The organism is Streptomyces sp. CA-106110, from assembly GCF_050936285.1.
Taxonomy (GTDB): domain Bacteria; phylum Actinomycetota; class Actinomycetes; order Streptomycetales; family Streptomycetaceae; genus Streptomyces.
In genome coordinates, this window is record NZ_JBNJNB010000001.1 from 8,131,796 (window position 1) to 8,153,022 (window position 21,227).

Consider the following 21,227-nt stretch of genomic DNA (forward strand, 5'->3'; position numbering starts at 1 on the left):
CGGGTAGCGTCTTTGCCATGGCACCCACCACCGAGACCCTGACCGCCGAGCGCATCCTCGAGACGACCGAGGAGGTGCTGCGCCGCCACGGCCCCGCCAAGGCCACCGTGGTGGACGTGGCCCGCGCGCTCGGCGTCAGCCACGGCAGCGTGTACCGCCACTTCCGTACGAAGGCGGCACTGCGGGACGCGGTCACCAAGCGGTGGCTGGACCGTACGGCCGCGGCGCTGGCCGGGTTCGTCACCGAGGAGGCGGATCCCGAGACGCGGCTGCGAGACTGGTTCCGGGGGCTGTTCGAGGCCAAGCGGCACAAGGCGGGGGACGACCCCGAGCTGTTCGCCACCTTCACCGTGCTGGCCGACGAGAACAGCCAGGTGGTCGACCAGCACCTGGAGGACCTGACGGGCCAGCTCACGGAGATCGTCCGCGACGGTGCCGCGTCCGGTGCCTTCACCGCCGCCGACCCCGCGACCACGGCCCGCGCCCTGTTCCACGCCACGGGCCGCTTCCACGACCCGTCCTACCACCGGGAGTGGTCGCGGCCCGGTATCGACGACCAGTTCGAGGCCGTGCTGGATCTGCTGCTGCGCGGGCTGCGGGCCGGTACCTGAGGCAGGCCGCGCTCAGGCGACACAGAACTCGTTGCCCTCCGGGTCCCGCATGACCCACCAGTGGCCGGCGGGGCCCTTGTCCACCTCCTCGACGCGCGTCGCGCCCAGGGACTCCAGCCGGGCGACCGTCGCGTCCCGGGCCTCGGGGCCCGCGTGGACGTCGATGTGCAGCCGGTTCTTGGCACTCTTGGGCTCGGGGACGTCCTGGAACAGGACCCGGCGGCCCCGGCCGATGCCCGTCTCCTTGTCGTACGGGTCCTCGGGGTGCCGGATCGCCGCGAAACCCCGGAAGACCCGGATGCCGTTGTGCTCGGCGACCGCCATCTGCGGCAATTGGCCCGCCGCCAGCAGCCGCTCGATCAGCGCGCTGTTGTCCTCCACCTCGTAGCCCAGAGCCGCCGCCCAGAAGTCGGCCAGGGCTGGGGCGTTGTGCGTGTCGACGACCAATTTCCAGTCCATTGCTGCCATGTGACCACTTGTATGGGCCGCATGGGGTCGCCGTCCATGGGTGGGGCCGAGGAGAACGGAATCGTGCCGCGGTCCCGCACCGGGGCCGCCTTTCTCTTCGATCCGGGAGCCCTGGGCCCGGAGCCGCTCACCGGAAGCGGACCGGGAGCCTTCCGACGCCAGGAGATGCCGCATGAGCCCGCCGGTCCGGCCGGCCGGACCGTGCGGTCCCGGCCCGGCCGGGACCGCCGGTGCACGACGGTGCACTGCGGCAGTCCCCGCAAGGGCCGACGCCGTCCGCCCGCCGGGCCGAGGAGGGCCCGTGCCCGGTCGTCGCCCGGGGGCAGGTCACTGCTGGGTCTCCGCCTGGTCCTCCGTCGCCTGGTGTTCCTCGGCGAGGTGTTCCTCGGCCTTCAGCCACGGCAGGAACTGGGCACTCTTGCGCCAGCCGCATGTGTCGCACCGGATCTTGCGCTTCGCCCCCGTCCCCTCCACTCGCACCACGTGCTCATGCCCGTCCTGGTCCCAGCGGCTGACCTTGCTCGTGTTCATCTGCAGCATGACGCCTCCACGGAAAACCTGTCCGCCCGCGCAGCAAGGAGTGTGCAGCACCAGCAAGATCGATAGGGCGTCTTGTACGGCGAGTTGACACTCCTGTCACCGAGCCTTCGCCGAAGCGCTCCGTTGCCCCGCGTCCTGTGCGGACGCGGGGCACTTCCGGGCGGGCCCGGCGTCAGCTGATCGTGCGCGGCAGGCGCAGGCTCAGGCCGACCGTGAGGGCCACACCGGCCAGCTGGACCAGGAGCGTGGTCACCAGCGCGTCCCGCATCCCCATGCCGGGCACCAGGGCCAGGAAGAGGGAGCCGAGCGTCGCCACGCCGAGCGCCAGCGCCGACTGCTGGGTCGTGATCATCACGCCGCCGCCGACGCCCGCCCTGGCCGGCGGGACCTCGGACAGGACGATCCGCAGCACGATCGGGAGCTGGAGCGCCTGGCCCGCGCCGGCCACCGCCGCGCCCGGCAGCAGCTCCACCACGCCCAGATGCGGCCAGGAGCGCCAGGCGGCGAACGCCATCAGCGCCACACCGACGCCCTGGACCAGACCGCCGACGCTCACCACACGGGTGCCGAACCGGGCGACGAGCCGCGGTCCGCAGAGCGACACGACGAAGAACGCCACCGCCATGGGCACGAGTGCCAGGCCCGCCCCGACCGGGCCGAGTCCGGCGCCCTGCTGCAGGGACACCGCGATCACGAACATGAACCCGCTGAAGCCGATGGAGAACGGCACGATCATGATCAGCCCGCGGCGCAGCGACACCAGCGCGAACAGGCTCGGCGGCACCAGCGGCGTGCGGCCCCGCCGGTCCGCGTGGCGCTCCACCGCGTAGAACGCCCAGGCCGCGAACGGGAAGGCGGCGAGGGCCAGCCAGGTCCACAGCGGCCAGCCGGCCGCGCGTCCCTCGGTGAGCGGCGCGAGCAGGGTCAGCAGCGAGAGGGCGAGCAGCACGGTGCCGGGTCCGTCCACCGGCTCGGGGTGGTGGGAGCGGGTCTCGGGGACGGTCCGCGCGGCCAGCACGAGGCCGACGACCACGACGGGGACGTTGACGAGGAACACCGAGCGCCAGCCGGTGCCCGCGATGTCCGCGGCCACGAGCACACCGCCGAGGATCTGCCCGGCCACCATGGAGAGCCCGGCCGTCGCCCCGTACAGGCCCATCGCCTTGGCGCGGCGCTGACCGCTGGTCGCCGCCTGGATCGTGGCGAGCACCTGGGGCAGCATCGCGGCGGCCGCCGCGCCCTGCGCGACCCGCGCGGCGACCAGTGTCCAGGCGTTCGGGGCGAGCCCGCACGCCAGCGAGGTGACCCCGAAGGCCGCCATCCCGCCGAAGAAGAACTCGCGGCGGCCGAAGAGGTCGCCGAGCCGCCCGCCGAGGACGAGCAGGACGGAGTACGACAGCCCGTACCCGGCGACGACGAGTTCGAGCACGGCCTCGCTCGCGTGCAGGTCCCTGCCGATCGTCGGGAGGGCCACGTTGACGATGAAGAAGTCGATGAGCGGCAGTGCCGCGGCCAGCAGCACCGTGAAGAGTCCGAGGCCGCTCAGCCGGGGCGTGGTCACCGGCGAGCGGACGGTACGGGAAGTCAGAGTTTCGGTCACGCCATCGAGCCTGCGGGGAGACTCAGAGGGGTACCAGAGTCTCCTTATCCTGGTAGAAGCGCTACCTGGCAACAGGGTCCGGTACTCGGCAGGCTGGGGGAATGACGACCATGGTGCAGGAGACGACGGCTGTCCGTGAACCGCGGGCACGGGGAGACCGCGAGGCGCCCGCATCGGACATCCGGCGGCACGAACTGGCCGCGTTCCTGCGGCACCGGCGCGAGCACATCACCCCGGAGCAGGTGGGACTGCCCCGCGGCCGGCGCCGCCGCACCCCGGGGCTGCGGCGCGAGGAGGTCGCGCACCTCTCGGCGGTCGGAGTGACCTGGTACACCTGGCTGGAACAGGCCCGGGACATCCAGGTCTCCGTCCAGGTCCTCGACGCCCTGGCCCGCGCCCTGCTGCTCGACGGCAGCGAGCGGTCGCACCTGTTCAACCTGGCCGGGGCCATCGACCCGGCCCCCGGTTCGAGCTGCTCGCCGGTCACCGACGCCCAGCGCGCCCTGCTGGAACAGCTGGAGCCGATCCCGGCCTGCATCCAGAACAGCCGGTACGACATCCTCGCCTACAACCGCACCTACGGGCTGCTGCTGTGCGACCTCGACGGCGTCCCGCCGACGGACCGCAACTGCATGGTGCTGTGCTACACCAACGCGGACTGGCAGGCGTCGATCGTGCAGCTGGAGGAGACCATGCGGCTCATGGCCGCCAAGTTCCGTGGCGCCATGGCCGGCCATCTCGGCGAACCCGTCTGGAAGATGCTGCTCAAGCGGCTCACGGCCGAGTCCGCCGAGTTCCGGCAGGCCTGGGAGCGGCACGAGGTCGTCGGCGTCCGCAGCAAGCGCAAGCAGTTCCTCAACGCCCATGTCGGTCGGCTGACCCTGGACCACACGGACCTGTGGCTGGGGCCGCACGACGGAGCGCGGATGGTCACCTACGCGCCGGCGGACGAGGAGTCGGGGCTGCGGCTGGAGAAGCTCCAGGACATCGCACTGGCCAGGAGCGCGGTGTAGGGGAGGAGGAGCCGTCGGCCGCCGTTTCTGCGGCGGCCGACGCGCGAACGGGGCTCCCTACGTCGAGACTCCGGCGGCTTCCCGGACCTCGGCCGACTCCAGCAGATCGGCCGTACGCTCCGCCGTCCCCCTGGCCCACCGGCCGGAGGTGAGCGCGCCCAGGGCGAGCACCGCGAGTCCGCAGGCGGTGAGGATCCACCAGCCGGGACGGGCGGCGGCGACGAAGGTGTCCTTGTACGAGGAGGAGGCCACGCCCGAGGCCAGCACGGCGCCGACCACGGCGACGCCCAGGGTCTGGCCGAGCTGCCGGCTGGTGGAGGCGACGGCGGCGGCGACGCCCGCCTGTGCGCGGGGCATGCCGGAGACGGCGGTGTTGGTGATGGGGGCGTTGACGAAGCCGAAGCCGATGCCGAACAGGACGTACCCCACGAAGAGCGTGGCGTTCGCCGTCTCCGCCTCGAAGGCCGCGAACAGCACGGCGCTCGCGGTCATCGCCGTACCCGCGATCAGGAGCGGCAGGCGCGGTCCGTGGCTGCCGACCAGACGGCCGGACAAAGGTGCGCACAGGAAGGTCGGGGCCGCCATCGGCAGCATCCACAGACCCGCGTGCAGGGCGTCGAGGCCGCGCACGTTCTGCAGGTAGAGCGTGGACAGGAACAGGAAGCCGCCCAGCGCGGCGAAGGCGCTGATCGCGATCACGGTGGCACCGCTGAACGGGGCCGAACGGAAGAACCGCAGGTCGATGAGGGGCTCGGCGCGACGGGGCTCGAACCACAACAGGCCGAGCAGGGCCACGATCGCGATGCCCGCGAACGGGAGGACGGAGGCGAGGCCGGAGTCGGGGGCCGCGATGATCGCGTAGGTGAGGGAGCCGAACAGGGCGATCACCAGCAACTGGCCGACCGGATCGGGGCGGCGGGCCTTGGGGGCCCGGGACTCGGGGACGTAGCGCAGGGTGAGCAGGAGCGCGGCGAAGCCCACGGGCAGGTTGACCCAGAAGATCGACCGCCAGCCGACCGACTCGACGAGCAACCCGCCCACCAGCGGGCCGGCCGCCATGGATATGCCGACCACGGCACCCCAGGCCCCGATCGCGCGGGCGCGCTCACGTGCGTCCGTGAAGGTGTTGGTGATGATCGACATGGCGACCGGGTTGAGCATCGAACCGCCCACCGCCTGCACCATGCGGAACACGATCAGCAGGTCCAGGTTCGGTGCGAGGGAGCACAGCAGCGAGCCGATACTGAAGACGATCAGGCCCGCCATGAAGACGCGCTTGCGGCCGATGCGATCGGCCGTGGACCCGGCGAGCATCAGCAGCGACGCGAGGACCAGGGTGTACGCGTCGATCGTCCACTGCAGACCCGCCGTGGTCGCGTGGAGCTCGCGTTGCATCGAGGGCAGTGCGACGTTCAGGACGGTGTTGTCGAGGCTCACGATCAGCAGGCTCATGCAGCAGATCGCGAGAACCAGAAAACGTCGTCGGTGGCTGAGCTCGGGCATGTGATCCATCGTACGCCGATATCGATAGTGCGGTTAACTAATGACCGCTACATGGTCCCACAGGACGGATCCGTGCCGGGTACCCCTCGGCATACGTGACAATGGGGGAATGTCCACGCTCACGACGAACCCGACCACGGCGACCCCGGCGACGCCGTACACGGCGCTGCCGATCGGTCCGCACACCGTCCAGCCGCCCGTCGTGCTCGCGCCCATGGCCGGGATCACGAACGCGCCGTTCCGCACGCTGTGCCGGGAGTTCAGCGGTGGCAAGGGGCTGTTCGTCAGCGAGATGATCACGACCCGGGCCCTGGTCGAGCGCAACGACAAGACCATGCAGCTGATCAAGTTCGACGCGACCGAGAAGCCGCGCTCGATCCAGTTGTACGGCGTGGACCCGGCGACCGTCGGCAAGGCCGTCCGCATGATCGCGGAGGAGGACCTCGCCGACCACATCGACCTGAACTTCGGCTGCCCGGTGCCGAAGGTGACCCGCAAGGGCGGCGGTTCCGCGCTGCCGTACAAGCGGAACCTGCTGCGGGCGATCCTGCGCGAGGCCGTGAGCGGCGCGGGGGACCTCCCGGTCACCATGAAGATGCGCAAGGGCATCGACGACGATCACATGACCTACCTGGACGCCGGTCGGATCGCCGTCGAGGAGGGCGTGACGGCCATCGCGCTGCACGGCCGTACCGCCGCCCAGCACTACGGCGGTACGGCGGACTGGGACGCCATCGCGCGGCTGAAGGAGCACGTCCCGGAGATCCCGGTGCTGGGCAACGGCGACATCTGGGCGGCCGAGGACGCGCTGCGGATGGTGCGCGAGACGGGCTGCGACGGAGTGGTGGTGGGCCGCGGCTGCCTCGGGCGCCCATGGCTGTTCGCGGACCTGATGGCGGCCTTCGAAGGCCGTACGGCCGCGATCATGCGGCCGACGCTGCGCCAGGTCGCGGACATCATGGTCCGGCACGCCACCCTGCTCGGCGAGTGGATCGGCGACGAGCCGCGCGGAGTCATCGACTTCCGCAAGCACGTGGCCTGGTACCTGAAGGGCTTCGCGGTCGGTTCGGAGATGCGCAAGCGGCTCGCGATCACCTCTTCCCTCGAGGAGCTGCGGGCCGGCCTGGACGAGCTCGACCTCGACCAGGCCTGGCCGCTGGGCGCCGACGGGCCCCGTGGCCGCACGTCCGGCAACAACCGGGTGGTGCTGCCGGACGGCTGGCTCAAGGACCCGTACGACTGCGCGGGGATCGGCGAGGACGCGGAGCTGGACACGTCCGGAGGCTGATGCCCCCGGGGGTCAGCGCTTCGACGGGTGCGGGGTGGAGCCGTACGCCGTCAGGAAGCGGTCGCGGAACGAACTCATCTTCCACACCGGCGCGTTGTGGGCGGGCCGCAGTCCGTCCGTCCAGCCCCAGTCGGCGATCTTGTCGAGCACCTTCGGGTCCTTGGCGACGATCGTGCACGGCACATCACGGCTGGCGTGGTTCCCGCTGACCCGGGAGATCGGCTGGTGGTCGCCGAGGAAGACGAGCACGGTGTCCTCGTTGCCGTAGCGCTCCAGCCACTGGGTCAGAGCGGTCACGGAGTACTGGACGGACTTGCCGTACTCCTCCTTGGACCGGGCGGAGTCGGCGATGACGTCCGCCGGGTTGTTGCCCGCCTTCTGGATGGCGTCGAAGACCGAGCCGTCGCCCAGCTGGTCCCAGCCGACCATCTTCGGGATCGGCGCCCACGGCTGGTGGCTGGAGGTCAGGATGACGAACGACGCCAGCGGCTTGTCGTGCTTCTTGCCGTGCACCCGCTGCTGGAACTGCTCCAGCGCGTACTGGTCCGGCATGGTCGACCAGCTGAACTTCGGTCCCTTGTAGCCCAGCTGGAAGGCGTTGTAGACCTTGTCGAGGCCGTACCACTTCGCCTCCGGCCAGCCCTTCTGCACACCCGGCATGATCCCGACCGTGTCCCAGGCGCCGGACTTCTTGAACGCCTCGGTGAGGGTGAGGTGGTCGCTCGCGGTCACCGTCCGGTAGCGGTTCTGGTTGTTGACCCACAGGCCCGACATGAAGGTGGAGTGGCCCAGCCAGCTGCTGCCGCCGTACGTCGCCGAGGTCAGCCAGCCGCTCTTCGCGTGGAAGCCCGCCTTGGCCAGGGCCTGGGTGCCTGCGTCCAGCGTCCGGTCGACACCGGGGGCCATGACCGGGTCCTCGATCGCGCTGCGGCCGTAGCTCTCGATGAACGTGAAGACCATGTCCTTGCCGCGCAGATCCGGCACGAGCTGCGCGGCCGGGGTGTTGCCGAAGGCGTCGTCCTGGGCGGTCTTGGTGAACTCGCGCTCGTCGCGGACGGTCGCGCGAAGGTTGTCGGCGCGGTACTGGAGCAGCGTGATGGTGTGGTCGGAGGCCAGCTGCATCCCGCCGACCTGGAGGCCGAGGGCCGTGCAGGTCATCCACACCATGCTGAGGACCAGGACGGTGCGTGTGGTGGTGGTGCGGTGCCGGGCCATCACATTGCTGACCCGGACGACGGCGAGCGCGGAGACGGCGGGGACGACGAGGACGAGTGCGATGGCCACCACCAGGGCGGCGAGGGCACCCGCTCCGCCCAGCGTGTCCTTGAGGTAGGCGTAGGCGTCGCTGAACAGGGGCCAGTCGAGGATGACGTTGAAGCCCCGGCCGAGGTACTGGTAGAAGCCGATGTCGAGCACGTCGAGCACGGTCAGCACGCCGAGCGCGATCCCGCCGAGCCAGGCCACGATCAGCCGCGGCCGCCGTGGCAGTGCGGTCAGCACGACGGCGCCGATCAGGGCCTCCACCGGTATCCGGGTGAACACCGCGGGCCGGAAGTCGGGCTTGTTGGGCATGAGGAACGAGGCGACGACCAGGGCACCGGCGAGAACGGTGAGGGCGCCGCCCAGCACGCGGGCGGCCATGGGGTGGCCGGCCCTCCACTTGCGCAGCCCCCGGAGGCGGCGGCCCGTGTCGGCAGTGGGGGTGCCGGTACCGGCTTCGGCGGCGGCCGACCGGGGTTCGTCCTCGGTGCCGGGGGTGGCCGACCGGGGTTCGTCCTCGGTGCCGGGGGTGGCCGACCGGGGTTCGTCCTCGGTGCCGGGGGTGGCCGACCGGGGTTCGTCCTCGGTGCCGGGGGTGGCCGACCGGGGTTCGTCCTCGGTGCCGGGGGTGGCCGACCCGGGTTCGTCCTGGGTGCCGGGGGTGGCCGATCCGGATTCGTTTTTGCGGTCGGCGCCGGACTGGACAGTCGTGGAACTCGCGTCGGGCTCACCGTCGCTGCCGGAGGCGTTGGTGCCGCTCTGGGCTTCCGCGGAGGTCGCGTCGGGCTCGCTGTCGGTGTCAGCGGTGTCGGTGCCGGTTCGGGCTTCCGTCGAGGTCGCGTCGGGCTCGCCGTCGGTGGCGGGCGTGCCGGCGGCCTCCTCGGGGGCGACGTGGGACGCGGCCTCGGTCGTCCTCTCATCCGGGGCGCCGGACTCGGCGCCGGCCGAGGCGGTGTCGTCGGTGGCGGCGCCACCGGCCGGATCCCCGGCCCCGTCCGCGCCGGGCCGGTGCTCCTGGGAGTGCTCGGTCGCCAAGTCGCCGTCGCCGTGCGCCGATGCGTGCGACTCGGCGCTGCCGCCGTCTGAATCCGGCGCCGGCCGATCGTCCTCCGCCGGCAGGACCCCGTCCGTGGCCGCCTCAGCCTTGTCCGTCGTCTGTGGTGAGCGTGTATTGAGAGGCAACCCGAGGGTCCTTCCGTGCGAAGCCCGTGGCGGAGGGCGGGCCACGCTGGGGAGGCTTGAGCCCGCCGTCATCCCGTACGGGCGGCCGGGGACGTGCGTTCAACCACGGTGCCCAGCGCCCGGCAAACACCCGGCAAATCCGAGGTCAACCAGGCTCGGGAGGCCGCGCTAGGCGCCGCCGACCGCGGTGAGCAGTGCGAGCGGTGCCGCCGCCGAGCGCGATTCACGGACGCAGGCGTGCGGATACGGCACCGGCTCCGGATGCGTGTCGCGGCCGTACCCGGCGAGTACCTCCGGCAGCCGGTGGCCCGTGGCCGTCGCCGCCTCGACCAGCGCGTGCGCGACGGTACGGGCCTCGTCGTGCAGCCCGTAGCGGGCGAGCCCCAGCGTGATCAGCGCGTTGTCGTGCGGCCAGACCGAGCCACGGTGGTACGACATCGGGTGGTACGCGGACTGGTCCGCGGCCAGTGTGCGTACGCCCCAGCCGGAGAAGAAGTCGGGCTCCAGCAGCCGTCGGCCGACCAGTTCTCCGTACTCCTTGTCGAGCAGGCCGGACCACAGCAGATGGCCCGCGTCCGACGCGAGCGCGTCCACCTGGCGCCCCTCGCCGTCCAGGGCCAGCGCCGGGAAGGCACGGTTGTCCATCCAGAAGTCCCGCTGGAAGCGGTCGCGCAGATCCCCGGCCGCCTGCTCCAGCAGCGCCGCGTACACCTCGTCGTCCCACACCGTGCGGGCCAGGTGCGCGGTGCGGCGCAGCGCGTCGTAGGCGTACCCCTGCGCACCCGCCGCCATCACCGGACCGACCGGACGGCTGCCGTCGGCCCAGCAGATCGCACCGGGGGAGTCCTTCCAGTTCTGGTTGGCGAGGCCGCCCTGGTCGGCGCGGTAGACGAGATAGCCGCGCGAGGTGAGCCCGCCGTGGTCCAGCATCCAGCCGATCGCCGCGCGGGCGTTGGGTTCCAGCCGGCGGGCCAGTGCCATGTCTCGGGTCTGCTCGACGTAGGCCCCGAGCAGGACCAGGAAGAGCGGCGTCGCGTCGACCGAGCCGTAGTACCGCCCGTAGGGCACCTGCCCGAAGTGCGCCAGCTCCCCGTGCCGCACCTCGTGCACGATCTTCCCCGGCTGGGCCACCGAACGCGTGCCCACCTCGGTGGCCTGCGTCGCGGCGAGAGCGGGCAGCGTGGCCGCGGCCAGCCCGGGGCGGTAGGGCAGGGCGAACAGCGAGGTGAGGAGCGCGTCGCGGCCCAGCAGGGTGAGGAACCAGGGGGCGCCGGCCGCGGGGACGTGCAGCTCCTCGCCGTCGGGGCCGGTCGCGGGCACCTGGAGCGCGGCGAGGTCCGACAGGCCCCGAGCGCAGGCCGTGGCCAGCTCGGGCCAGCCGGTGGGGAAGGCCACGCCCTCCATGAACTCGCCCTCGAGCGCGAGGAGTTGCCTGTTGACGGCGGCGGGGGAAGGCGGGACCACCGGGTCCTGCACCGCCCCGTGCGGCCGGGCGGCGACCCGCAGCGCCAGCTCCGCCGAGCCGTGCGGCTCAAGGTCCAGCGTCCACACTAGGCGGCGGGCGCCCGTGCCCGTCTCCTCCACACCGTCCGGCGGGGGTTCGGCCGTCACGGTCGTACGGGACCGCCACTCGCCGCGCCGGTAGCTGAACTCCACGCCGTCGTCGAGGACCTGACGGGAACGGACGGCACCGGACTTGGCGTACGTACGGTGGTCGGAGCGCAGTTCGAACTGGTCGGTGAAATCGGCGTCCGCGGTGACCGCGACGTGGACGGTCGTCGGCACCGGGCGGTTGCTGGTGACACGCAGCGACTCCACCAACGCGCCGTCGGCGACGGCCTGTTCACGGAAGACGGTGTGCGCGGGCGGCTCCTGGCGGCCGCCGCGCGGCACGAGGACACAGCGGACGGTGTCCCCGCCGGCGACCGGCGTCAGCGTCTCGGGCACCGCACCGTCGACGGTGAGCTGCCACCGGCTCAGGTGCCGTGCGTCCCGTACGAACAATCCGGCCGGGGAACCGCCGCCCCGCACCCCGCTGATGTCCCCGCCGTCGCCCACGGCGGCGAACGTCCCGCCGCGCACGAGCAGATGATGCCGCTCCGTCATCCCCGGTCCCCTCCCTGGTCACTTCTCACTTCTGTCGAACGTGCCGATGCCCGCGGGGGACACGCCGTGTCCGGGGCGTTCGTGCAGCAGGTCGAGCGTGAGCGCGGCGGTCCAGCTGAAGCCGAGCGCGCCGCACGCCTCGCCGGTGTACGGGTCGACGTACTCCGCGAAGTCCGTGGCGTCCGCAGTGGTCAGCAGGGCCTCGCGCAGCCCGTCGGCGCTCGCGCCGTCCCCGTGCGCCCTGAGGCCGCGCTCCACCAGCCAGCCGGTGTTGAACCAGGCGGGCCCACGCCAGTACCGGTGGGGGTCGAAGGCCTCGCCGAGCAGGTCGTAACTCGGTACCAGCCGGGTCGCGCCGCCGAGCCCGAAGTGCGGCCCGCGCAGAGTTCGGACGAGCGCGGCGACGATGTCGCGGGGCAGTGTGGGCGCCAGCAGCGGTATCAGCCCGGAGACACTGCGTTCGGGGATGAGGGAGCCGCCGCACACGTCCCGGCACAGGAACAGCCCCTCCGCCGGGTCCCACAGGCGGTCGACCAGGGCCGCCGTCAGGCGCTCCGCACGGGCGTGCCGCGCCGTGCCCGTGGCGCCGAGCTCCCGGGCGATACGGGCGAGCGCGTGCTCCGACGCGATCAGCAGCGCGTTGAACGCGGGGTCCTCGACCGCGAACGCGCCGCCTCCGGCCGAGGACGTCCCTTCCGGCCCCTCCCGGTACCTCCCGGCCGCTCCGTCCTGGTACCCGCCGTCCCGGTAGTCCGCCGCCAGCCGCACATACCGTCCGTAGTCCAGGTCCGTGGGCCGGTCCTCGGGCGCCCCGTGGTCGAGGTCGGCGCGGCGGAAGGAGCGGGCCGGGGCCGGAGTGACACGGGACAGCGGGGCGTCCCAGGCGGGACTGTTGTCCATGCCCTGCTCCCAGGGGTGGACCACCGAGGCGAGCCCGCCGCCACCCAGGTCGCGGCGGTGCAGCAGATAGCGGTGCCAGGCGGCCAGACGCGGGTGGACCCGGGCCAGGAAGCCGCGCGCCCGGGACAGCCCCGGGTCCGACCGGTGCACCAGCCAGGCGGCCAGCGCGTGCACCGGTGGCTGCACGATGCCCGAGGTCTGTACGGTGCGCGGGGCGCCCGCAGCGCGCCCCGCGGTCGATGAGCGCCAGAAGTCGGGGCTCGGGAAGTACGCGTCGAGCGGCACGGAGGGGTTGAAGACGATGTGCGGGATGCGCCCGTCCGCCCACTGGGCGTCGAGCAGCGTCTCGAGTTCCGTCTGTGCCCTCAGCGGCGAGATGTGCCGCAGGCCTATCGCGATGAACGCCGAGTCCCAGGACCACTGGTGCGGGTACAGACGGCGCGAGGGCACCGTGGAGGTCCCCGTCCAGTTGTCCTCCAGCACCTGCGCCGCCCTGACGTGCAGCGACCCGGCAGGCCCCGCCGGATCGTATACATGGGGACCGGAACGGACGGTCTCACCCGGAGAGGACGCCGGCGGCGGCCCCAAGGGGCGCACAGGACCCGTGGGTTCCGTACGGCGGGTGAGTTGGGTACTTCGGTCCACTCAGGTCTCCCCGAAAGACGTCCGGCCGACGGGTTCGGCAGTGGCTACCGTAGGGTTACGCCTATTTAACACGCAAAACTCAGCATGTAATGCAGGGTCAGTGAACGCAAGGGGGTTCGCATGAGCGGGAGGGCCGGAAAGCCGGGCGGTCAGGCCGGAGCCGGGGATCTGCTCGCGCTGGTGCGCAGCGGCCGCGCCACGACACGGGGCGCCCTGCAGCAGGTCACGGGCCTGTCCCGGGCCACGGTCGGGCAGCGCCTGGACCGCCTCTTCCGGGCCGGCTGGCTGCGCGAGGGGGCGGGCGGACCGGTCGACTCCCCGCTGGGGGGCCGCCCTTCGATCACCCTGGAGCTCGACGACGCCCACGCGGTGGTGCTCGCCGCCGACCTCGACACCCGGCACGCCCGCGCCGCCGTGCTCTCCCTGACCGGCGAAGTGCTCGCCGAGCACTCCGGGGCCCTGGTCATCGAGGACGGCCCCGACGCGGTGCTCGGTGAACTCGGCGGCCGGTTCGCCGAACTGCTGCGGAAGACGGGCCACGGCGCGCACGAGGTGTGCGGGATCGGGCTGGCCGTCCCCGGGCCGGTCGACCGTGACACCGGACGGGTCGTCCAGCCGCCGATCATGCCGGGCTGGGACGGCTACGACATAAGAGGCAGGCTGGGCCGCGCCTTCGCGGAGCGCACGGGCGGTACGGCCGACCTGCCCGTGCTGGTCGACAACGACGCGAACCTGATGGCGTACGGCGAGCAGTGCACCGGCCACCCGGACTGTTCGGCGTTCGTGCTGGTGAAGGTCTCCACCGGCATCGGCGCGGGTGTGGTCGTCGACAGCCGGATCTACCGCGGGATCGACGGCGGCGCCGGGGACATCGGCCACATCCGCGTTCCCGACGGTGCCGATGCGCTGTGCCGGTGCGGTTCGTACGGCTGTCTGGCGGCCGTCGCGAGCGGCGGTGCCGTCGCCCGCCGGCTCGCGGAGGCGGGAGTGCCGGCCGCCTCGGGCTCGGACGTACGGGATCTGCTGGCCGCCGGGCACCCGGAGGCCGCCGCGCTGGCACGGCAGGCGGGGCGGCTGGTCGGGGAGGTCCTCGCGACCGTGGTGACCCTGCTGAACCCCGGGGTCCTGATGATCGCCGGCGATTTGGCCGGAACACCCTTCCTCACCGGTGTCCGGGAACTGCTGTACCAGCGGGCGCTGCCCCGCTCCACGGCGCACCTGGAAGTGGTGACCTCGCAGCTCGGGGAGCGGGCGGGGCTGATCGGGGCCGGTGCGCTGGTCGTGGAGCACCTCTACGCCCCGGAGCGGGTGGAGGAGCGGCTGCTCGCGCTCGGGGTGTGACGGGGGTGGCGGCCTGCCCTGTGGACGGGCGTGTTTCTGTCCGGATGCCCGTCCGCATGGTGAAAGCCGGCCGCCTCGCATAGCGTGATTCTCGCCACCCCTGATAGGGGTTGCGCTCAGATGAGCGGTTCCAGTGCGACTGCACTTCTCCAAGGGGTGGCACTGAGTGCCACCCCTTGATCGTTCATCGATCGAAATCAGAAGTGCCGACAGCTGCTCATTCGAGCGTTTGGACGTGCCTAAGGACGTTGATGCGTTCAAGAAGTGAAAACAACACCCGATGGGCGGTTGCCGAGCCTTGACTTTCGATCTGGTGGCGGACGAGTGGGTACAGGCTTGTGACGCACAAGTGGACGTACCCAGACGCCTTCGATCTGGGTATGTTCCTCGCCGTCAGGGCAGCCACCGCGTCCTCGAGGAGTCGAGACCGTGTCGGAAAACAAAGATCACCACGTAGCCGAGAACGGCGCCGAGGGCGCGAAGTTCGTTTACGACTTCACCGAAGGCAACAAGGACCTCAAGGACCTCCTTGGTGGCAAGGGTGCCAACCTCGCCGAGATGACCAACCTGGGCCTTCCCGTCCCTCCGGGCTTCACCATCACCACCGAGGCCTGCAAGGTCTACCTCGACAGCGGCGAGGAGCCCGCGGCACTGCGTGACGAGGTGAGTGCACACCTCACCGCGCTCGAGGAGCGGATGGGCAAGAAGCTCGGCCAGGCCGACAACCCGCTGCTCGTCTCGGTCCGCTCCGGTGCGAAGTTCTCGATGCCGGGGATGATGGACACCGTCCTCAACATCGGCCTCTCCGACAAGTCGGTCCAGGGCCTGGCGAAGCAGGCCGGCGACGAGCGCTTCGCGTGGGACTCCTACCGCCGCCTCATCCAGATGTTCGGCAAGACCGTCCTCGGCGTCGACGGCGACCTCTTCGAGGACGCGCTCGAGGCGGCCAAGGTGGCCAAGAAGGTCACGGTCGACACTGAGCTGGAGGCCGCGGACCTGAAGAAGCTGGTCACCAAGTTCAAGAAGATCGTCAAGGCCGAGGCCGGGCGCGACTTCCCGCAGGACCCGCGCGAGCAGATGGACCTCGCCATCAAGGCGGTCTTCGACTCCTGGAACGGCGACCGGGCCAAGCTCTACCGCCGCCAGGAGCGCATCCCGCACGACCTCGGTACGGCCGTGAACGTCTGCTCGATGGTCTTCGGCAACCTGGGCCCCGACTCGGGCACCGGTGTGGCGTTCACCCGTGACCCCGCCTCCGGCCACCAGGGCGTGTACGGCGACTACCTGCAGAACGCGCAGGGCGAGGACGTGGTGGCGGGCATCCGCAACACGGTGCCGCTCGCCGAGCTGGAGCAGATCGACAAGAAGTCGTACGACCAGCTGATGCAGATCATGGAGACGCTGGAGAACCACTACAAGGATCTCTGCGACATCGAATTCACCATCGAGCGCGGCCAGCTGTGGATGCTGCAGACCCGCGTCGGCAAGCGCACCGCGGGCGCGGCCTTCCGGATCGCGACGCAGCTGGTGGACCAGGGCCTGATCGACGAGGCGGAGGCGCTGCAGCGGGTGACGGGCGCGCAGCTCGCGCAGCTGATGTTCCCGCGCTTCGACGAGCAGGCGAAGGTCGAGCAGGTCGGCCGGGGCATCGCGGCCTCGCCGGGCGCGGCGGTCGGCAAGGCGGTCTTCGACTCGTACACCGCGGTGAAATGGTCCCGCTCGGGCGAGAAGGTCATCCTGGTCCGCCGCGAGACGAACCCGGACGACCTGGACGGAATGATCGCGGCCGAGGGCATTCTCACCTCGCGCGGCGGCAAGACCTCCCACGCGGCCGTGGTCGCGCGCGGCATGGGCAAGACCTGCGTATGCGGCGCGGAGGAGCTGGAGGTCGACACCAAGCGCCGGCGGATGGTCGTGCCGGGCGGGCACGTGGTCGAGGAGGGCGACCTCATCTCGATCGACGGGTCGAGCGGCAAGGTGTACCTCGGTGAGGTCCCGGTGGTCCCCTCCCCGGTGGTGGAGTACTTCGAGGGCAGGATGCACGCGGGCGCCGACGACGCCGACGAGCTCGTCGAGGCCGTGCACCGGATCATGGCGTTCGCCGACCGCAAGCGCCGCCTGCGCGTCCGCGCCAACGCGGACAACGCCGAGGACGCGCTGCGGGCGCGGCGCTTCGGCGCGCAGGGCATCGGCCTGTGCCGTACGGAGCACATGTTCCTCGGCGACCGGCGTGAGCTGGTCGAGCGCCTGATCCTGGCGGACACGGAGACCGAGCGCGAGGAGTCCCTCAAGGAGCTGCTGCCGCTCCAGAAGCAGGACTTCGTCGAGCTCTTCGAGGCGATGGACGGCCTCCCGGTGACGATCCGCCTGCTGGACCCGCCGCTGCACGAGTTCCTGCCCGACATCACCGAGCTGTCGGTGCGTGTGGCGCTGGCGGAGTCCCGTCAGGAGCCGCACGAGAACGAGCTGCGCCTGCTCCAGGCCGTGCACCGCCTGCACGAGCAGAACCCGATGCTGGGCCTGCGGGGCGTACGCCTCGGCCTGGTCATCCCGGGCCTGTTCACGATGCAGGTGCGGGCCATCGCGGAGGCGGCTGCCGAGCGCAAGGCCGCGAAGGGCGACCCGCGCGCCGAGGTCATGATCCCGCTCGTGGGCACGGTCCAGGAGCTGGAGATCGTGCGCGAGGAGGCCGACCGGGTCATCGCCGAGGTCGAGGCTGCCTCGGGGACGCAGCTGAAGCTGGCGATCGGCACGATGATCGAGCTGCCGCGCGCCGCGCTGACCGCCGGTCAGATCGCGGAGGCCGCCGAGTTCTTCTCCTTCGGCACGAACGACCTGACCCAGACCGTGTGGGGCTTCAGCCGGGACGACGTGGAGGCGTCGTTCTTCACGGCCTACCTGGAGAAGGGCATCTTCGGCGTCAGCCCCTTCGAGACGATCGACAGGGACGGCGTCGGCTCCCTGGTGAAGGCGGCCGCCGAAGCCGGCCGCGCCACCCGCCCCGGTCTCAAGCTCGGCGTCTGCGGCGAGCACGGCGGCGACCCCGAGTCGGTCCACTTCTTCCACGAGGTCGGACTCGACTACGTCTCCTGCTCGCCGTTCCGGATCCCGGTGGCGCGTCTGGAGGCGGGCCGGGCGGCGTCGCAGGCGGAGGACAGCGACCACCGCTGAGAGACCCCGGGATCGTCGTCGGGCCCTGACCCTCACCGATACGACGACGATCCCGGCGCACCGGAAGGGGCGGCACCCTGTGCGGGGGTGCCGCCCCTCCCTGCATTGTCTGCGGAGACTGTCAAGCTAAGTCGCTGACCAGGCCAAATGGCGTTTGCTGGCGTTGATTGCCGTTGAACCCGCCCGAAGCAGTTGTGCCCTCGTTGTGCCCTGGGATGGCTCCCCAGGCAGGACTTGGACCTGCGGCCAAGCGCTTAGAAGGCGCTTGGCGGGTTGAGGCTCATCCTCGCGTTGACCTGTGTCTATCCCTCAGCTGGACGCCCAACAAGCCGGATTTCGACACGGATTCGACAGGCGCCCAAGTCTGTCTGGCGCCGCAGTCTGTTGCTGCGGGGGCTGATGGGGCTCTAGAACGGCTCTGACCAGAGTTCCGTGAAGCCCCGTTTCGCCCCGCACACAACAGATGCCCAGTTCGGATGGCCCATGCGCCTATCCGAGTGCCTTCCGGACGTCCCACGAGCGGGGGACGCGCGCTGAGGGGTATGTCGTTTCGAGCAAGGCGGCCCTGGGATCGATGAGGAGATAGCTATGTACGCAGTGGTTCGGCGGTACGAAGGGGTGACGGATCCTGCCGAGGCGGGACGCCGAGTGGACGAGGGATTCGTCCCCCTCCTCCGCCAAGTCCCCGGCTTCGTGGCCTACTACTGGGTTGACGGCGGGAATGGAGTGATGGTCTCTACCAGCGTCTATGAAGACCAAGCCGGGGCCGACGAGTCAGTCAAGCGGGCGACGGACTTCGTACGGGACAACCTCGCGTCGTTGCTTCCCAACTCTCCTCAGGTCACGGCCGGTCACGTCGTGGCTGTTGGGTAGCGACCTCCGCAGTGGGGCTGGATCCCCAGTATCCCCGTGCTGCTGACCTGGCCATTCACAAAACTCCGACCAGAGCCGTTTTGTCTCTGTCCGCAGTCCCGTGATCGGACAACGCCAACGCCCCTCACCAGCGCAGTAGGCTGGCTGGGTAACTGATCACGGCATCGAGTTCCCCGCTTTTCGTCCGCATGTTGTGCCGGCGGTTCTCGCTCTGACGAGTCCCTCATGGCAACGCGACGTGTGGCTTCAGCCGGAGGAACTCGAGGATCTGGGCTACGTGGTCAACGTGCTGTTCGACGACTTCTGCAACGCTGACGACTCGGGTGAGCACCGCTTTAGGAGCGAGGTGGGCGACCACGGGCGTGACCTGCGGGGTCCCTGCCTTGGCCGAGTCCGACGGCGGGCACCCCTATGCCCCCCGAGTCCCCGTGAGTCCCCGTCCGTTCTGGCACGAGAGTGGCACGGCTCCGGAGGGCCCTTCGGTTGCTCACGAAGTCGCTGGGCACAGTCTCACGTCGGTGTGGGCAGCCATGGCCTGTCCACAGATGGTCCGCGGCGTGGTGACTAGATCGCGGCCCGAGTGACGTAGTAGCTCGACGTGGCGGATCGATGGAGCGCGGCGCGTCTGTACAGCCACAACTGACCCAGAGACGGCCCGGGCACCCCGTCCACCACGACAAACGGGAACCTTCGGCTGCTCAGCAGAATGGCGTGTGATCATCGTCCCCATGGTGGATGTGACCTTGAACGAAGCGACCGGCTCCGTGGTCGCGATGAAGCTGCAAACCCCCACGTGGGAGCTGAATATCTGGGCCCCCGCTGCGGACTTCGTGCGACTCCACGGCATCGACGACGCGGACTGGAACGCACGCCGCTCACTCGCGATCGGCACATCCGCCGATGCCCCCGTTTACTGGGCGAAGAGTGGAGACCAAGCGGTCATCCTCATCGGCCACGATGACGAAACATGGGATATCGCCCTCTCAGTGCCCGTGGCGACCGTGCACGAGATCGCCTCTCTCGCCGAACGACATATGGCAGAGCACGCCCACCAAAGGCCAACGCTCCACCCCCGCAATGATCTACGGGACATGCCCTAATCCTGGTGACGGTTGCCGTTGCGGCTCTCTGTCATGACCCGCATACAACGTGCACGGTGGAGTAAGCCGCGGCGGCAGCTTTACGGTTCGACGTCATCCTTATCAGGTCGATCACGGGTGTCTGTCAACTCGACCAACCACCACTGCGCCTCGGCCGATCGTCCACTGAGGTTCGGCGCCGATCGCTGTTGTTCGTGCTTGTTGGTGTCAGCCGCTGGTGTCAGCCGCCGCACGTGGTCTTGACGGGGGCTGCCTGTTCCGGCCTGCGTGCCGTGGCACTCACCTCTGGATGTCGGCGAGGAGGGCAAGGACCTTGGGCCAGCCCTGCTCCTTCGCGACAGCGTTGCCGACGCGATTGCCGCCCAGGGATGGGTCAACCGTGCCCTCCGGGAGGAAAGGGAAGGTTCCGACACCGTGCCCGGCCCCGGGGTAGATCAGCGCCTGGTACGGGTACCGGTCCTGGGCGGCGTGCAGCTCCCCGGTGATCGCCTTGACGTAGGTCGGTGATGGCCATAGGGCGTCGTCTGCTCCGGCGATGGCCAGAAGGGGTCCGCTGAGGTGGTCCAGCGGGATGCTGCCCTGGGGGATGGGATGCCCGTCCTTGGTCCAGGCGTTGCCCCCGCCGAATCCCTGGTTGACGTTGGACGACGGGGAGTACACGACGGCGCCGTGGATCAGACGGGGATAGTTCTCGGCGAGGAGCAGGGCGGGTTCGCTGCCTCGGGAGTAACCCATGGCGATGATGTGTGAGGGGTCCACGCCGGGCTGGGCTGCCAGCAGGTGGGCGGCGGTGGCGAAGTACTCCAGCGGGACGTTGCGTAGGGTGGCGGGCAGGCCGGGCTCCCCGAAGTAGCCCAGGGCCAGCGTCGGGTAGCCGTGGGAGGCCAGCAGAGCCGCCTCCCACTTCATGCTGACACCGCCTTCGGATCCGCCGAAGACCAACACGGCCGGGTGCCGAGGAGTGCCGGGCCGCAGCAGGAACATCTCTCCGACGACCTTGTCGTGGGCCAGGGTGAGCGTTCGGGCGCTGACTCCCTTGGCCTCGCCTTCGCGGGTGAGCATGCGGCTCGCCAACTGCCGCCCATGCGCCGTCACGGTGATCTTCACGGCGTACGAGGGGGAGGACTCAGGGGAATGGAGGGAGAAGTAGTCACTGTTCGGGTCGCCGGTAGGGGGCCTCATCGACCAGAACAGGCCCATTCCGTCGACCGTGTTGTACGTCCCCGACACCGGCCTCGTCGTGGAGAGATCAACGATGCCGTGGTCGTCCGCGGTGAATTTTGCCTGGCCGTGCCACACCTTGCCGTCGCGTGCGGTCGCCGACGAGCCGACAGTAATCTCGTCGTGTGGCTCCAGACCACTGATCCTCAAGTGAACGGCCTGATCAGCCAGGGCTATCGGCGCATCGACCCCGATGACTGCCCTGGTACTGGCGGGCATCCCCGAGGAGCATCCCGCCGTCCCCCAGCCGATCACGACGGCTACCGCCAGGGCCCATCCCCGCAACCGCCGTAACGACACGTTGCCCCCACTCACCGGGAATTGATCAACCACACTGATCTTGAAGTGCCCGCCGAGTCAACCCTGGGGCCCACACTTTGACGCGCGGGCGGCGGAGTTTTAATG

The 21,227-nt window shown here is 70.5% G+C and carries 15 protein-coding genes; 7 read left to right on the forward strand and 8 right to left on the reverse strand.

Annotated features, from left to right (window positions below; all coding sequences use genetic code 11):
- Nucleotides 1-17 precede the first annotated feature (17 nt).
- Nucleotides 18-611 carry a TetR family transcriptional regulator gene (locus ACQEXA_RS37465; RefSeq protein ID WP_359407281.1) on the forward strand — a complete coding sequence of 198 codons (594 nt, stop codon included), beginning with the start codon at nt 18-20 and terminating at the stop codon, nt 609-611.
- A gap of 12 nt (nt 612-623) precedes the next feature.
- On the opposite strand, the gene ACQEXA_RS37470 is transcribed toward ACQEXA_RS37465, so the two are convergent.
- From ACQEXA_RS37470 to ACQEXA_RS37480, 3 genes are all read right to left on the reverse strand, one after another.
- Nucleotides 624-1,079 (reverse strand): VOC family protein, encoded by a 456-nt coding sequence (locus ACQEXA_RS37470; RefSeq protein WP_433132256.1) that lies wholly within the window; start codon nt 1,077-1,079, stop codon nt 624-626.
- 327 nt (nt 1,080-1,406) lie between these two features.
- A complete protein-coding gene (locus tag ACQEXA_RS37475; RefSeq protein WP_432927438.1) occupies nt 1,407-1,619 on the reverse strand; it encodes a hypothetical protein in 213 nt (70 codons plus the stop codon).
- A 172-nt stretch (nt 1,620-1,791) separates the two neighbouring features.
- Nucleotides 1,792-3,219 (reverse strand): MFS transporter, encoded by a 1,428-nt coding sequence (locus tag ACQEXA_RS37480; RefSeq protein ID WP_432927436.1) that lies wholly within the window; start codon nt 3,217-3,219, stop codon nt 1,792-1,794.
- Nucleotides 3,220-3,320: 101 nt separating this feature from the next.
- On the opposite strand from ACQEXA_RS37480, the gene ACQEXA_RS37485 reads away from it, so the two are divergent.
- The gene (locus ACQEXA_RS37485; protein WP_432927434.1) at nt 3,321-4,232 is read left to right on the forward strand and encodes a helix-turn-helix domain-containing protein; all 912 of its coding nucleotides are present in this window, start codon (nt 3,321-3,323) and stop codon (nt 4,230-4,232) included.
- Nucleotides 4,233-4,289: 57 nt separating this feature from the next.
- Here ACQEXA_RS37485 and ACQEXA_RS37490 read toward each other — a convergent pair whose 3' ends face one another.
- Nucleotides 4,290-5,735, reverse strand: coding sequence for an MFS transporter (locus ACQEXA_RS37490; RefSeq protein WP_432927432.1), 1,446 nt, complete (start codon nt 5,733-5,735; stop codon nt 4,290-4,292).
- A gap of 109 nt (nt 5,736-5,844) precedes the next feature.
- On the opposite strand from ACQEXA_RS37490, the gene dusB reads away from it, so the two are divergent.
- Nucleotides 5,845-7,023, forward strand: coding sequence for a tRNA dihydrouridine synthase DusB (gene dusB, locus ACQEXA_RS37495; protein WP_433132258.1), 1,179 nt, complete (start codon nt 5,845-5,847; stop codon nt 7,021-7,023).
- A gap of 12 nt (nt 7,024-7,035) precedes the next feature.
- Here the strand turns inward: dusB and ACQEXA_RS37500 are convergent, their stop codons facing one another.
- From ACQEXA_RS37500 to ACQEXA_RS37510, 3 genes are all read right to left on the reverse strand, one after another.
- Nucleotides 7,036-8,664, reverse strand: a complete 1,629-nt coding sequence (locus ACQEXA_RS37500; RefSeq protein WP_432939114.1) for a CDP-alcohol phosphatidyltransferase — start codon at nt 8,662-8,664, stop codon at nt 7,036-7,038.
- A gap of 969 nt (nt 8,665-9,633) precedes the next feature.
- Nucleotides 9,634-11,571, reverse strand: coding sequence for an amylo-alpha-1,6-glucosidase (locus ACQEXA_RS37505; protein WP_433132260.1), 1,938 nt, complete (start codon nt 11,569-11,571; stop codon nt 9,634-9,636).
- 18 nt (nt 11,572-11,589) lie between these two features.
- Nucleotides 11,590-13,059, reverse strand: coding sequence for an MGH1-like glycoside hydrolase domain-containing protein (locus ACQEXA_RS37510; protein ID WP_433134711.1), 1,470 nt, complete (start codon nt 13,057-13,059; stop codon nt 11,590-11,592).
- A gap of 177 nt (nt 13,060-13,236) precedes the next feature.
- Between ACQEXA_RS37510 and ACQEXA_RS37515 the strand changes: the two genes are divergently transcribed.
- From ACQEXA_RS37515 to ACQEXA_RS37530, 4 genes are all read left to right on the forward strand, one after another.
- Nucleotides 13,237-14,457 (forward strand): ROK family protein, encoded by a 1,221-nt coding sequence (locus ACQEXA_RS37515; protein ID WP_432927426.1) that lies wholly within the window; start codon nt 13,237-13,239, stop codon nt 14,455-14,457.
- Between the two features lie 429 nt (nt 14,458-14,886).
- A complete protein-coding gene (gene ppdK / locus ACQEXA_RS37520; protein ID WP_432927425.1) occupies nt 14,887-17,628 on the forward strand; it encodes a pyruvate, phosphate dikinase in 2,742 nt (913 codons plus the stop codon).
- Between the two features lie 588 nt (nt 17,629-18,216).
- Nucleotides 18,217-18,501 (forward strand): hypothetical protein, encoded by a 285-nt coding sequence (locus tag ACQEXA_RS37525; protein WP_432927423.1) that lies wholly within the window; start codon nt 18,217-18,219, stop codon nt 18,499-18,501.
- Nucleotides 18,502-19,229: 728 nt separating this feature from the next.
- Complete coding sequence (locus ACQEXA_RS37530; RefSeq protein WP_432927421.1) at nt 19,230-19,601, forward strand: hypothetical protein; 372 nt, start codon at nt 19,230-19,232, stop codon at nt 19,599-19,601.
- Between the two features lie 279 nt (nt 19,602-19,880).
- Here ACQEXA_RS37530 and ACQEXA_RS37535 read toward each other — a convergent pair whose 3' ends face one another.
- Nucleotides 19,881-21,041: an acyl-CoA thioesterase/BAAT N-terminal domain-containing protein gene (locus ACQEXA_RS37535; RefSeq protein ID WP_432927419.1), complete on the reverse strand. Its 1,161-nt coding sequence runs from the start codon at nt 21,039-21,041 to the stop codon at nt 19,881-19,883.
- Between the last annotated feature and the right edge of the window lie 186 nt (nt 21,042-21,227).